The following is a 13572-nucleotide window of genomic DNA, read 5'->3' on the forward strand; positions in this document are numbered from 1 at the left end:
TAAGCTCGGGCCGCTCCAGGCCATGAAGTTCGTCCACGCCGCCGATCTCCACATCGACAGCCCGCTCCGCGGGCTCGACCGCTACCCGGGCGCCCCGGTCGAGCAGATCCGCGGGGCCACCCGCCGCGCGCTCGAGAACCTCGTGAGCCTCTGTCTCACCGAGGAGGTCGACCTCCTGCTCCTCGCGGGCGACATCTACGACGGCGACTGGAAGGACTACAGCACAGGCCTGTTCTTCGCCGCGCAGCTCTCCCGGCTGCGCGCCGCCCGGGTGGACGTGGTGCTCCTCTACGGCAACCACGACGCCGAGAGCAACATCACACGTCACCTGGAGCTCCCCGAGAACGCCCGCCGGCTGGATCCGCGCCGCCCCGAGTCCGTCGCCTTCGAGCGGCTCGGGGTCGTGGTCCACGGGCAGAGCTTCGCGACAAAGGCGGTCACCGACGACCTCGCGGCGGGCTACCCGGACGCGCTGACAGGCCTCTTCAACATCGGCATGCTCCACACCTGCCTGGGCGGCCGCGAGGGCCACGACAACTACGCTCCTTGCAGCCTGAACACCCTCGTCGGGAAGCGATACGACTACTGGGCGCTCGGCCACGTGCACACGCGAGAGGTGCTGTCGGAGGATCCGTACATCGCCTTCCCCGGCAACCTCCAGGGCCGCCACGCCCGCGAGACAGGCGCGAAGGGCGCCCTCCTCGTCACGGTGGACGACGGCCGCATCGCCTCGGTCGACCACCGCGCCCTCGACGTCGTGCGCTGGTGCGCCTGCGAGGTCGATCTCTCCCCGGCGGCGAGCGCCGACGACATCGTGGATCTGACGCGGGAGCAGCTCGAGCAGCGCCTCGCCGAGGCGGACGGGCGCACGCTGGCCGCGCGGGTGATCCTGTGCGGCGCCACGCCGGCCCACGCCGCGCTCCGCGCCGACTTCGAGCGCTGGACCGGGCAGATCCGCGCGATCGCCAACGACCTCGGCGGCGGCCTCTGGATCGAGCGCGTGCTCTCCCGGACGCTGGCCCCGATCGAGGTGGGCGCGCTCGAGGAGCGGGACGACGCGATCGGCCAGCTCTCGCGGTCGCTGCGCGCGCTGCGCGAGGACGAGGCGGGCCTCTCCTCGCTCCTGCGCGAGTTCGCGAGCCTCAGGAACAAGCTCCCCGCCGAGGCGCGCGAGGGCGACGACGCGATCCGCCTCGACGACCCGGCGTCCCTGCGCGAGGCGCTCGACGACGTGGAGCACACGCTGATCTCGCGGCTGCTCGGCGCCGGCGACGCGCCGTGATCGCCGGCGCGGCGACCGGGGTCGGATCCGACCCTGAAGGCGAGAGGACAGGAAGAAAATACCCAATAAATTCAATTATTTGTTGCCAGATCCGCCCGGGCGAGCGCGACCGCGCCGGCGCGGCTTGACGGCGCGTCGATCTCCACCATGCACTCTTCCTGCTGACACACGCGCCTGCGCACGCGAGCATCGTCTCGAACGGCCGGACGCGACGAGACGGGGGATCCATGGTCGACAAGGTCGCTTTTCCGGAGCTGTTCCGTCCGAGGGGCCGCGCCGAGCCGCACTCCATCTACGCGCGCATGAGGGACGCGGGGCGCATTCATCGCCTCGTCCAGCCTCGCCTCAACGTGCCTGTCTGGACGGCCACGCGCTACGACGACTGCGTGGAGCTCCTCAAGGATCCGCGCTTGATCCGGGATTCCCGCAAGCTCCCCGCCGAGGTGCGCGCGCGTTACCGCCCGCTGGGCGAGCGCTCGACGCTGCTGAATCAGCACATGCTCGAGGCCGATCCGCCGGATCACACGCGGCTCCGGGGCCTCGTCCAGCGTGCCTTCTCCGTGAAGACGATGGAGGGGCTGCGCCCGCGCATCCAGGCGATCGCGGACGAGCTCATCGACGCCGTGGCAGACCGGCGTCGCATGGAGCTCGTGGCCGACTTCGCGTTCCCGCTCCCCATCGCGGTGATCGCCGAGCTCCTCGGCCTCCCGCTCGAGGATCGCGGCCAGTTCCGCCGCTGGACCAAGATCATCCTCGCCGCCTCGACCGATCTCGCCCTCCTGGAGCGCGCGATGTCCGCCGTGGAGGAGCTCGAGGCGTACCTCACGGCGCTCCTCGCGGCGCGCCGCAAGGCCCCGCGCGACGACCTGATCGGCGCGCTCCTGCTCGCCGAGGAGCAGGAGCACAAGCTGAGCCCGGCGGAGGTCACGAGCATGGTGTTCCTGCTGCTCGTCGCGGGCCACGAGACCACGGTGCACCTCATCGCGAGCGGCGCGCTGCTCCTGTTCTTGCACCCCGAGGAGCGGCGGCGGATAGAGGGGGATCCCGGGCTCATCGGCGCCGCGGTCGAGGAGATGCTGCGCTGCGAGGGGCCGGCCGAGCTCTCGTCGATCCGCTGGCCGCTCGAGGACATCGAGCTGCTCGGCGCCCGCGTGCCGGCGGGAGAAGGGATCGTGGCGGGGCTCCTGGCGGCGAACCGGGATCCGGAGCACTTTCCGGATCCCGACCGCTTCGACGTCGGCCGCTCGCCGAACCGGCATATCGCCTTCGGGAGCGGGATCCACTTCTGCCTGGGCGCCACGCTCGCTCGCATCGAGGCGGCCATCGCCCTCTCGACCCTCCTCCGGAGGCTCCCGCGGCTCGCGCTCGACATCTCGCCGGACGAGATCGACTGGGGCGAGTGGGCCTTGCTCCGCGGCCCGGCGGCGGTGCCCGTGGTGTTCTGAGGGAGGGAGACAGGAACAGCGCTCCACCGGCCCCCGGGGTCGCGCTCCCGGGGGCCGGCGCTCAGCCCGCCGAGCGGGCCGTCCGGGCGTAGGCGCGCAGCACCTCGGCCACGCTCCACGCCTGGGCGACGCACCCGCGGGGCGTGAACGGCGGCTCGGCGTCGAAGATCTCGCTGATCGACCCGGCGCAGGCCTCGTCGAGGTGGGGCGTGAAGCCCGCGAGGAGGCTCCGCGCGCCGGCGAGATCGGCGGGGTACACCTTCAGCCAGGCGTCGATGAAGGGGCCCATGAGCCACCCCCAGACGGTGCCCTGGTGATAGGCCATGTCCCGCGCGCGGAGGTCGCCGGAGTACTTCGGCTTGTAGTCCGGGTGGCCCGGGGCGAGCGACCGGAGGCCCACGGGCGTCCAGAGCCGCTCCTTGACCTGATCGACGATCCCCTTCCAGCGGCCGGGGTCGAGGACCGGGTGCGGCAGCGAGATCGCGAAGATCTGGTTCGGCCGGAAGGCGTCGTCGGTGCCCTGCTCGCCGTCGATGAGGTCGTAGAGATGGCCCTGCTCCTCGCACCAGAAGCGCTGGTTGAACGAGGCGTTGACCTGCTCGGCGGCCGCGCCGTAGCGCCCCGCCGCGCCGTCGCCCTCGGACTCGCGCACCCAGCGCTCCATCAGGCGGAGGGCGTTGTACCAGAGCGCGTTGATCTCCACGGCCTTCCCCCTGCGGGGCGTGATCACGTCATCGCCGACCTTGGCGTCCATCCAGGTCAGCTGATAGCCCTCTTCCCCCTGGCGGACGAGGCCGTCCTTCGGGTCGACGCGGATCCCGAAGCGCGTCCCGTGGGTGTGGTGCTCGACGATATCGATCAACGTGGGGAGGATGAGCCGAAGCGTCTCGCGATCGCCGGTGGTCGTCAGGTAGCGATCGAGCGCGTGGAAGAACCAGAGGGTGGCGTCGGCGGTGTGGTAGAGCCCGTCGTTCTTGCCCTCCGGGAACATGTTGGGGATGAGCCCGTCCTTCACGTAATGGGCGAACGTGCGCAGGATGTAGCCCGCCTCGATGTGGCGCCCGGTGACGAGCGTCAGCCCCTCCAGGCTGATCATGGTGTCGCGGCCCCAGTCGGTGAACCAGTGGTAGCCCGCGATGACGGTGCGCACCTCGTCCCCGGCGGCCCGGGCGCGCGCGGCGTCCTCGACGCGGCCCGCGGGGGTGATGAGGAACTGATCGGCGCCGAGGATGAGCTCCGCCGGCGTCCCGGAGCGCAGCTCGGGCGCCGCGGCGAGCAGGAGCCGGGTCCGGCGCTTGCGCTCGGCGCGCTGCACCTCGCCCGTGGTGAGGGCGTTGATCATCTCCCAGGGCTCGGTGGACGCGACGAGCGTCACGCTGCCGGAGACCGGGAGCTCGAGGCTGAAGCGGCCAGGGCTGTAGAACTCGCCGACGGCGTCGTAGCCGCGGCTTTGCTCGATCCGGTAGCGCACGTTGCGCAGCCGGGCGCTGTCGATCCTGAACTCGGCCCGGGCGCCCTGGACCTTGAGCCGGAGCGGCGGCAGGTCGCTCGGCGACGCGAGCTCGTAGCGATCCTCGATCACGGTGAGCGCATAGGGGCCCGCCACCGGCCGATCGAGCGCGCCCTCGTGAGGGCGGAAGTTCACCCACGGCTGGAGCTCGATCTGGACCGGCCCTGCCCCCTTGAGGAGCGTGTACGTGACGTGGACCGTGTTCTGCCCGTGGGGAAGGAGCAGGCGCCGCTCGAACATCATCCCCGCGCCCTCGTAGCGCCACACCGGGAGCCCGGCCTCGAGGCGGAACTCGGCGAGATCGATGACCTGCGCGGCGCTGTCGTCGAGCCAGGGCTCCTGACCGCCGACCTGATACGCCTTGCCGTCCGAGGTGCGGATCCGGGTCGACAGATCGCTGAGCATCATGGTGCGGCCGAGGGGGGCCGGCAGCGCGGAGATCAGCAATCCATGGAAGCGACGAGTCACCGCGCCCGAGATGGTGCCCGAGGCGTAGCCGCCGAGGCCGTTCGTGACGAGCCATTCCCGCGCGAGCGGGTTCGAGCCGTGCTCGGCGTCGTCGTGCGAGGCGGGGGCCGTGCCCCGCGACCAGACCATCATCCGACAGATCTCGTCAGCGTACATGCTTCTTGGGCTCCTCGGGGCGCGGGGTGGCGCTCGTCTTCTCGGGCAGCGGCGCCCCGATCACGGGGTGCAGGAGGATCGCCGCGTCGCCCGGGATGTGCACGCCCTCCTCGGTGATGACACGTGGACTGCCTTGCCCCCCGTAACGAGGGGATTCGCTGGACCACAACGTCTCCCAGCGGCGCTCCAGAGGTGGGGCGAAGAGCGGCTCCGGCAAGGCGCCTCGATGGATATCTCGCCCGAGGTTGACGAGGAGCAGCCGGTCGTCGCCGTCGTCGCCGAAGTAGCGGAGGAGGAACGCCTGGGCCGAGAGGACGGCCCCGTCGACGCCGCGCGGGCGCTGGGCCCGGATCACCGGATCGCGCCGGCGGAGCGCGATGAGGTCCTCGTGGAGGGCGTAGATGCCGGCGTTGCGCTCGCGCTCGGAGAAATCGAGCTTGCAGCGCTCGAACGTCCGCAGGTCGTCCGGAGGGTCGAGCTGCGCTTGCACCTCGGGCGCCGAGTAAGATGGAAACTGCTCCAGGAACTTCACCCTGCCCTTGCGCACGAGCGGAGCGAGCTCGGGGTTGTGGTCCGCGAAGAAGAGGAACGGCGCCGACGACCCGAACTCCTGCCCTTGAAAGAGCATGGGCGTCCCGGGCGCGAGGAGCAGGAGCGCCGACAACGCCCGGAGCTTGCCCGGGGACGCGATGTGGAAGAGCCGCTCGCCCTTGGCGGTGTTGGCGACCTGATCGTGGTTCTCCAGGAAGAGGACGAAGCGGGCCGGATCCACGTCGAGCGCGGGGGTCCCTCGCCGCTGCTTCTGCCACTGATAGCCCTGCCCCTGGAAGAGAAACCCCCACTTGATGGCGGAGATGAGCTCCTGGGGCGAGCCCTCGTGATCCGTGTAATACGCCTCGTTGCGGCCGGTGAGCGCCACCTTGGCGCTGTGGTGGAAGTCGTCGTTCCAGATGGCGTCGAGCCCGTAGCCGCCCCGCGCGGCGGGGCGGATCAGCCACTCTTCCTGGGACTCGTTCTCGGCCACGATGAACGTCTCCTTGCCCCCCGCGGCCTCCCGGACGCGGCGCGCGATCGCGGCGACGATGGGGTCCTTCGAGCTGTCGTAGATGTTCTGCGTCGCGTCGATCCGGAGCCCGTCGAGGTGGAACTCCTCGATCCAGTAGCCGGCGTTGGCGATGAAGTACTCCCTCACCGCCTCGGACCGCGGGCCGTCGAAGTTGATGGCCGCTCCCCAGTCCGTCTTGTGACGATCGGTGAAGTAGTCCCTGGAGAACTGGCCGAGGTAGTTGCCGTCCGGGCCGAGGTGGTTGTAGACGACATCGAGGATCACCCCGATCCCGGCGCGGTGCGCCGCGTCGACGAAGCGGCGAAAATCGTCGGGGCTGCCGTAGAGGCGCGTCGGCGCGAAGAGGTTCACGCCGTCGTACCCCCAGTTGAAGCGGCCGGGGACCTCGGCGACCGGGAGCAGCTCGATCAAGGAGATGCCGATCCGGGCGAGCTCGGGCAGCTCGCGGGCGGCGGACGCCCAGGTGCCCTCCCGGGTGAAGGTGCCGATGTGCATCTCGTAGACGACTTGCCCCTTGAGCGGGGCGCCCCGGAAGGCCGCGTCGCTCCACGTGAACGCGGCGGGGTCGATCACCTCGGAGGGCCCGTGCGGCCCCTCCGGTTGCGAGCGCGAGGCGGGATCGGGATAGAGCTTCTCGTCGTCGTCGAGCCGGAACCGATAGCGGGTCCCGGCCGCAGCGGCCGGGACGATCGCCGCGAAGTAACCGCCCTCCTCGGGCCGCAGCGGGACGGTCGCGCCGCTCCCGGGCCCAGCCTCCAGGACGACCTCGACCCTGCGCCGGGCCGGCGCCCAGACCCGGAAGTGCACTTCTCTCCCGGCCAGCATCTCTGCGCCCACGGGCAACCGTCTCTCCAACTTCCTATTTGGCATCGACATGCATTCTAGACGCAACACACGTGACGTCCAGCACCGATAAGCTCGACGGCCTCCTTTTGCAGCGGCTCTTGCTCACCGGGCTCCTCTGGCGAGCGCGACCGCGCCTTACGGAGTCCCCTGAGGAGGATCGGGGAGCAACGGACGATGATAGACGGCACAGACGAAATGGCCAGCTTTGCTTTGCACAGCGCAATGTGTTCTGGAGCTCGTGCCTGCCTCACCCCTGCTGGCGGGCTCCGGGCCGAGGAGAGCGTCCGATTCGCCTCATCGATCGAGCGCCGAGAGGAGCCGAGAGGAATGGACTGACAGGCTTCCGCGATCAGGGGTGGGCGATGACGACGAGCGTGCGCGCGCGCCCGAGCACGCAGCGCAGCGCTTGCGCCAGCGTCTCGGGGTCGAGCGCCGCGAAGCTCTCGTCGAGCACGACGACCTCGGCGCCCTGGAGCAGCGCGCGCGCGATGTAGAGCCGGCTCCGCTCGCCGTGCGAGAGCTGCCAGCCCGTCTCGCCCACCACCTGCTCCAGCCCTCCCGGCATCCGGCCGAGCAGCTCGCCGAGGCCGAGCTCGTGGCAGATCGCCTCGGCCTCCGCGAGATCGTCGGGCCTCGGCGGCCAGCGCCTGCCCATCAGCAGGTTGTACGCGAACGTCCCGGAGAGCACGTAGTTCTCGTGGAACTGCGGCGCCGCGGCCACGCGACGGCGCCACGCGGCCGCGCCCAGGATGTGGCGGTCGAGCCCGTTCAGCAGGAGCAGCCCTGCGTCGGGCGCGCGCAGCCCCGAGAGCAGGGCGCTCAGCGTCGACTTCCCTCCCCCCGAGGGCCCCTCGAGCAGGATGCGGTCGCCCGCCGCGATCCGCAGCGAGACGTCGCTCACCGCCGGGCGAGCCCTGCCCTTGTGACGGAAGGACAGCTCGTGCGCCTCCAGGACCGGCGCGCGGCTCTCCACGTCCGGGCGGCCCGCGGCCCCCGGCGTGAGGGGCGGCGTGCGCCCCGCGTCGGGCGGCAAGGGCGGCGGCGGTGCCCCGCCGCGGGCGGCCGCCTGGAAGAGCGTGGAGACCTGCTCCCACGCGATCGCCGCGCTGGCGAGGCTCGACAGGCCGGCCGACAGGCCCTGGAGCGCGCGGCTCGCGAGCAGGACGCCCCCCAGCGCCACCGCGTACGCCGCGGCGGAGCCGGAGCCCGCGAGGAACGGCGGCAGGAGGCCGGCGATGCCCGCGATGAGCCAGCCGCGCGGCATCAGCGCGCCGATCTCGATCTGGCTCCTGTCGAGCTCGCGCGATCGCAGCAGGTACTGCGCGAGCGCCTCGTCCTCGCCGTGGTGCCAGCGGCCTTGGCGCTCCTGGGCGAGGCGGGTCCGGTGGCCGACGAGGCGCTCGATGAGGTCGTGGGTCATCGCGAGCCGCGCGGAGGTCCAGCGCGCGCGCCGCCGGTAGAACCGCGCGCAGAGCGCGACGACGAGGACCGCCCAGGCGGCGAGCAGGACCGCGTGGAGCGCGCCCGCCGCGCCCTGGGCGAGCACGGCCGCCGCCGCGACGAGCTCGAAGGCCGACGCGACGGCCGCGACGCCGCCGCCCATCGCGAGCGCCTCGATCGCCTCGGACTCGATCACGCGGCCGAGGAAGCGGCCTGCGCCCTCGCTGCGCACCTCCTCGGCGTCGAGCGCGAGCGCGCCCGAGAGCAGGCGCTGCTTGATCAGCGCGCTCGCGTCGATCGCGACCACGCCGGACAGCCACGCCATGAGCTGGCGCAGCGGGACCACCGTCGCGAGCAGCAGCGCGCCGGCGAGGAGCCACCCCTCGTCGAGGTGGTCGTCGAGGATGCTGCGCCCCACGGTCATCCACACGAGGATCCAGAGCGCGTAGGCCGAGGCGTGGGCGGCCAGCAGGCCGAGCAGGCGGCGCGGGATCCGCGCGGCCGCGATCTGCCGCCGGAACGAGGCGCCCGGCGGCAGGCGCAGGCTCCAGATGCCGTCGAGGATCACGGGCCCGAGGCGCTCGCGGAGCAGGGCCTGCCGCGCGCGGCCGCGCCGCCGCGGCCGCACCCCTGCGCGCGCGAGGACGCGATCGACCTCCGGGAGCGCCTGCGCCTCGAGCGGGCGGGAGATGCGGCGGGTGATCGCCTCGACCGGCACGCGCGCCCTGGAGCGGTCGGCGCGGAGCACCGAGAGGTCCCGCCCCCTGCGCCCCACGACGGCGAGGAAAGTGGGCGTCTCACCGCCGCGCAGCCACACGAGCGCGGGCGCGACGCGCAGGAGCGCGGCGTCGACCTCGTCGTAGCGCGCCACGATCGGCTCCGCCTCGACGCCGAGGTAGCCCGCGGCCTGATCGATCCACGCGCCGAGCGCGTCCGCGCTGCGGAGGTGTCCGGCGGTCGGGATGGGCGCGGCGACCGCGCGCGGGCTGAGGCCGCCCTGCAGCGCGAGCGCCTCGATCGCGTCGCCGAGTCGTTCCGCCGGCCACTCGAGGGCCGCGAGCGCGTCGACCGCCTCGCCCGGCCGCGGCCGCGCGCCCCACCCACGTTGCGCCTCCGCTCCGTCCGGCGGAGCTCCCCCCCCGTGTTCCGCCGCCGCCGTCACCTCCGCTCGCCTTCGATCGGCGCTCCCGCGCCCTCGGCCGGCGCTCCCGCGCCCTCGGCCGGCGCTCCGGCGAGCCGCCCGCGAGCGACCGTCACCCGGCGCCACCCGCCGCTCGACCAGAGCCCTCGCTGCACGGCCGCCTCGGCCTCCAGCAGCGCGCGGTAGCGCGAGCCGGGGCGCGCCGCGAGCTCGGCGGGCGCCCCGTCCTCGACGACGCGCCCGCCGTCCACGACGAGCACGCGCTCGAACGAGCGTGTCTCGCCGACGTCGTGGGTGACGCACAGGAGCGTCGCGCGACGAAAGCGCCGTCGCGCCCTGGCGAGCAGCGCCCGGCGGCGCTCCCGGTCGAGGCCGCGGAACGGCTCGTCGAGGATCGCGAGCCGCGCCTCGCCCCGCAGCATCGCCCGGCCGAGGCGCACGCGCTGCCCCTCGCCGCCCGAGACGAGCCCTCCGCCCTCGCCGAGCAGGGTCTTCTGCCCTTCGGGCAGCCGCTCCAGCACCTCGCGCAGCTCGGCCTCGTCGACGACGGCGCCGAAGTCGGCCGCGTCGTCGGGCGCGCCGTAGCGGAGGTTGTCGAGGAACGACCGGTTCCAGATCTGGACCGCCGGGTCGACCCACGCGGTCTCCTCGCGCAAGGCGCGCACCCGCTCGCCGTCGAGCGGGCGGCCGTCGACGAGCACCCGGCCCTCGCTCGCCCGGTGCCACCCGAGCAGGACCCCGACGAGGCTCGACTTCCCCGCGCCCGAGGCCCCCACGATCGCCACGTGGCTGCCCGCCGCGATCCGGAGATCCACCCCGTCGAGGATCACGTGACCGGCGGCCTGGATGCGCACGCGCTCGAAGGCGATCGCGCAGCCCGCGCCCTCGGCTCCGGCCCGCGCCGGCGGCGCCGAGGTCGCGGCGGACGCGTCGCCGGCGCGCGTCTCCTCCGGCGCGCCGAGCGGCTCGAGCAGGCGCAGCGCCGTGTTGCGGTGCGCCGGGTACTGGAGCAGCGCGCTCGCGAGCGCCTGCCCGATGGCCGGCAGCGCGAGCGCCCAGTAGAAGAGCAGGAGCGCCCGCGAGAGGGCGCCCCCGCGGGCGAGGAAGTCGCCGAGGATCCACGCGGCGAGCGCGAAGCCGAGCAGCGCCTGCGCCCCGTCGACCGCGAGGGCCGCGCGGAGCAGCGCGCGGCCGGCGAGCGCCCACTCCCCGAGCAGGCCCGCGTGCTGGCGCCGCACGGCCCGCTCCGCCGCGTGCGCCCGGATCGGCACGAGGCCGAGGAGGGCGTCGAGGTAGAAGCTCGTGAGCGCGCCGGCGTGGGTGCGCACGCGCAGATCCCGCTCGATGAGGACGCGGTTCCCGGCGAACGGCAGCGCCAGCGCGAGCAGCGCGCACGGCACGGCGAGGCGCGCGCTCGCGGGATCGACCCAGACGATCGCGGCCGTGGTGACCGCGAGGTCGAGCGTCGAGCGGGCGATCTGGCCGCCGAACGCCGGCAGGGTGCGGAGCACGTGCAGGCTGTGGCCGCGCTGCGCCATGTCCGAGGCCGGGCGGCTCTGGAAGTAGCGATCGCCGATGCGCGGGATCTTCGCGAGGAACGACATCCGCAGCCGGACCTCGAGGTGGCGCCCGAGCCGGATCACCCCCGTGGTCAGCGAGAGATCGACGGCGAGCTCCAGCGCGAGGAACAGGGCGAGGGCGCCGATGGCGGCGAGGCGCTGCTCGAACAGCGCGAGATCGCTGGAGATCTGGAGCAACCCACGAAAGAGGAGGCTCTCCAGCACCACCGTCGCGACGCTGAGCAGGAGCGCGCCCGCGAGCACGGCGGGCGTCAGCAGCCCGTCCTCGCGGAGCATCCGGAGGAGCTCGCGCCCGGGCCGGACCTTTCGCTCCGCGAGGGCGGCGGCGAGGTCCGGGGGGAGGCGCACCTCGCCGGGAGGGGGCGCCTCCTCGGGGGCCTGGGACGCGGACGCGGCGGCCGGCGACGCGCCGCCGCGAGCCGCCGGGGCGCGGGCGTGAATCGGCGGACGGCGCCCGCGGATCCGCACGAGCACGGCGCCCCGCGCGACGACCCGACCCTCCCCGCGCGGGCCGGCCGGCTCGGGGCGCGCCGTCCAGAAGGTGGGCGGGATCCTCTCCTCCTGCGCGGCCTCGGGGCCCTGCTCGAGCAACGCGCCCAGCACGCGCGCGGCCTCGCGACCGCGGCCGAGGCCGCCGGAGCGCACGAGCGACGTGACAAGGCGCGCGCCGGCGTCGAGCGCCGCGATCGCGCGCCACCCCGGATCCGAGAGCGCCGCCTCGAGCGGCTGCGTCCCCGCGCCGAGCCACGCGAGCCGGCGCCCGAGCGGCCGCGTGAACCCGTCGCTCGTCGCCCAGGCGCGGAAGTCGGCCGCGGAGAGGGGCAGCTCGTGCTGGTAGAGCTCGCCCTCGAGCTGCCGTCGCGTGACCCAGCGGCGCCCGGTGCCCGGGTCCATGACCTGCACGAGGCCGCCGTGCCGGCGCCAGAGCACGACGATGTGGAGCGGCCCGGTCGACTGCCGCACGATCGCCAGGGCGGGCAGCGCCTGGGCCTCGTCGAGCAGCACGTGCTCGAGCGGGACGAGGATCTGCTGGGCCACGAGCCCGAGCTGCCCGGCGAGGTCCTCCAGCGTGTCGATGGAGGTGCCGTCCACGTCGGTCTGGCAGGCCTCGCGCAGGCGCCCGTAGCTCACGCCGATGCCGAAGCCCTCGAGCACGCACTTGAGCGTGGCCGGCCCGCAATCCATCGCCGAGGTCTGCACGACCTCGGGGGCGAGGAGCCTCCGCCGCGGGCTCGACGCTCGGCGACGGAGCTCGGCGTTCGCTTGTCGGTCCGGCGCGGATCGGGGATCGGCGTTCGTCGTCCCCTCCTTCACCCGCCCGCTCCGCCGCGGACCCTCACGATCTGACCCGCGGCGCGCAGCACGAGCGAGGCCGGCGAGACGCGCTCCATCTCGATGACGACGCTGCCCGGGAGCCCGTGCTGCATCGGGATCGGCGACGCCGGATCGGGGCGCACGCCGAGCTCCACGCGGATGCGGCCCTCCTGCGTCTCGCTGGCGACGCGGTCGACGGTGGTGGACAGGGTGCCGTACTCGGTCCACGGGAACGCATCGAGCCGCAGGCGTCCCTCCTGCCCCGCGCGGATCCGTCCGACGGACGACGGCGGGAACTCCGCGATCACCCTGAGCTCGCCGGGCGGCACGACGGCGGCCACGACGTCGCCTTCGCGCACGAAGGAGCCGGCCCGCAGCACCGCGATGTCGCCGACCCGCCCGGCGATCGGCGAGCGGATCTTGCGCCGCTCGATCTCGGCGAGCAGCGCCTTGATCGTCGCCTCCAGCACGAGCCGCTCCCCCTCGAGCGTGGCCGCCTCGCGGTCGAGCCGCGCGAGCTCAGCCTGCTGCTCGCTCTGCCCGGCGCGCCGCTCGACGTAGGCCCGCGCGGCGGCGCGGTCCAGCGCCTCGGTCGCCGAGCGCCTCGACTGCGCGTCGGCCGCGAGCCGCGCCGCTTCGGCCTCCGACACGAGCCCGTCCTGGCGCAGGCGCACGGCCCGCTCCGCCTCGAGCTCCTGGAAGCGCGCGCCCGCCTCGGACTCCCGCAGGCGCGCCTTCGCCTCGCCGACGTGCGCGCGCGCCGCCTCCTCCCCGTCGCGCAGCGCCCGCGTCCGCGCCGCGATCTCGGCCCGGAGCGGCCCCACCTGCCCTGCGATCGCCGCGAGCCGGGCCTGCTTGTCGTCGATCTCGCGGCGGAGCGGCTCCACGTCGAGCGCGATCAGGACGTCGCCCGCGGCGACCTCGGCCCCGAGGTCGAGGTGGACCGCGGCGACCTTCCCGTCGAGCGGCGCCTCGACGCGGTGCGCCGCCTGCCCCACCTCGAGGCGCGCGCTCACGCTCGCCTCGTACCGTCCGACGCGCGCGAGGAAGAACCACGCGAGCCAGGCGCCGAGCAGGAGCGCGCCGATCGCGACGCCGGCGATCGAGCCGCGGTGGCCGTCGGTGGCGATCGCGTGGATCGAGCGTGAGAACCCGGCGGGCATCGGTGATTGCGTAAAGATACACGAGCGGAGCAGGCTCAGGAAGTCACGCCCATCGCCCGGGTGAGGCGATGAACATAGCAAAAACTTAACGTGCGCGACGGGTCGATCGGGTGAATCCTGTCCTCGGCGGCTCCGCCGCAAGGCAGTACATCCTTATTGGA

7 protein-coding genes are annotated in these 13572 nt (G+C 73.5%); 2 read left to right on the forward strand and 5 right to left on the reverse strand.

What is annotated here, in order from left to right; all coding sequences use genetic code 11:
- The first annotated feature begins 22 nt into the window (after window positions 1-22).
- Together WME75_RS37025 and WME75_RS37030 are read left to right on the forward strand one after the other, a co-directional pair.
- Window positions 23-1282 carry a metallophosphoesterase family protein gene (locus tag WME75_RS37025; protein ID WP_437481053.1) on the forward strand — a complete coding sequence of 420 codons (1260 nt, stop codon included), beginning with the start codon at window positions 23-25 and terminating at the stop codon, window positions 1280-1282.
- A 227-nt stretch (window positions 1283-1509) separates the two neighbouring features.
- Window positions 1510-2727 (forward strand): cytochrome P450 family protein, encoded by a 1218-nt coding sequence (locus tag WME75_RS37030; protein ID WP_437481056.1) that lies wholly within the window; start codon window positions 1510-1512, stop codon window positions 2725-2727.
- 61 nt (window positions 2728-2788) lie between these two features.
- Here the strand turns inward: WME75_RS37030 and WME75_RS37035 are convergent, their stop codons facing one another.
- From WME75_RS37035 to WME75_RS37055, 5 genes are all read right to left on the reverse strand, one after another.
- Window positions 2789-4861: an amylo-alpha-1,6-glucosidase gene (locus WME75_RS37035; protein ID WP_437481059.1), complete on the reverse strand. Its 2073-nt coding sequence runs from the start codon at window positions 4859-4861 to the stop codon at window positions 2789-2791.
- On the reverse strand, window positions 4851-6752 hold the full coding sequence (treZ, locus tag WME75_RS37040; protein ID WP_437495001.1) for a malto-oligosyltrehalose trehalohydrolase: 1902 nt from the start codon (window positions 6750-6752) through the stop codon (window positions 4851-4853). The genes WME75_RS37035 and treZ overlap by 11 nt, the downstream gene beginning before the upstream one ends.
- Window positions 6753-7122: 370 nt before the next feature.
- Complete coding sequence (locus WME75_RS37045; protein ID WP_437481062.1) at window positions 7123-9375, reverse strand: ATP-binding cassette domain-containing protein; 2253 nt, start codon at window positions 9373-9375, stop codon at window positions 7123-7125.
- Entirely contained in the window at window positions 9372-12248 is a 2877-nt protein-coding gene (locus tag WME75_RS37050; protein WP_437481064.1) for an ATP-binding cassette domain-containing protein, read from the reverse strand. The genes WME75_RS37045 and WME75_RS37050 overlap by 4 nt, the downstream gene beginning before the upstream one ends.
- Window positions 12245-13411 (reverse strand): HlyD family secretion protein, encoded by a 1167-nt coding sequence (locus WME75_RS37055; RefSeq protein ID WP_437481067.1) that lies wholly within the window; start codon window positions 13409-13411, stop codon window positions 12245-12247. Before WME75_RS37055 ends, WME75_RS37050 begins: the two co-directional genes overlap by 4 nt.
- Window positions 13412-13572 lie beyond the last annotated feature (161 nt).

It is taken from the genome of Sorangium sp. So ce1014 (assembly GCF_051521505.1).
GTDB lineage: Bacteria > Myxococcota_A > Polyangia > Polyangiales > Polyangiaceae > Sorangium.

Coding starts and splice junctions, on each gene's coding strand:
- WME75_RS37025 (WP_437481053.1), top strand. CDS start 23: ATGAAGTTCGTCCACGCCGCCGATCTCCACATCGACAGCCCGCTCCGC.
- WME75_RS37055 (WP_437481067.1), bottom strand. CDS start 13,411: ATGCCCGCCGGGTTCTCACGCTCGATCCACGCGATCGCCACCGACGGC.
- treZ (WP_437495001.1), bottom strand. CDS start 6,752: ATGCTGGCCGGGAGAGAAGTGCACTTCCGGGTCTGGGCGCCGGCCCGG.
- WME75_RS37035 (WP_437481059.1), bottom strand. CDS start 4,861: ATGTACGCTGACGAGATCTGTCGGATGATGGTCTGGTCGCGGGGCACG.
- WME75_RS37030 (WP_437481056.1), top strand. CDS start 1,510: ATGGTCGACAAGGTCGCTTTTCCGGAGCTGTTCCGTCCGAGGGGCCGC.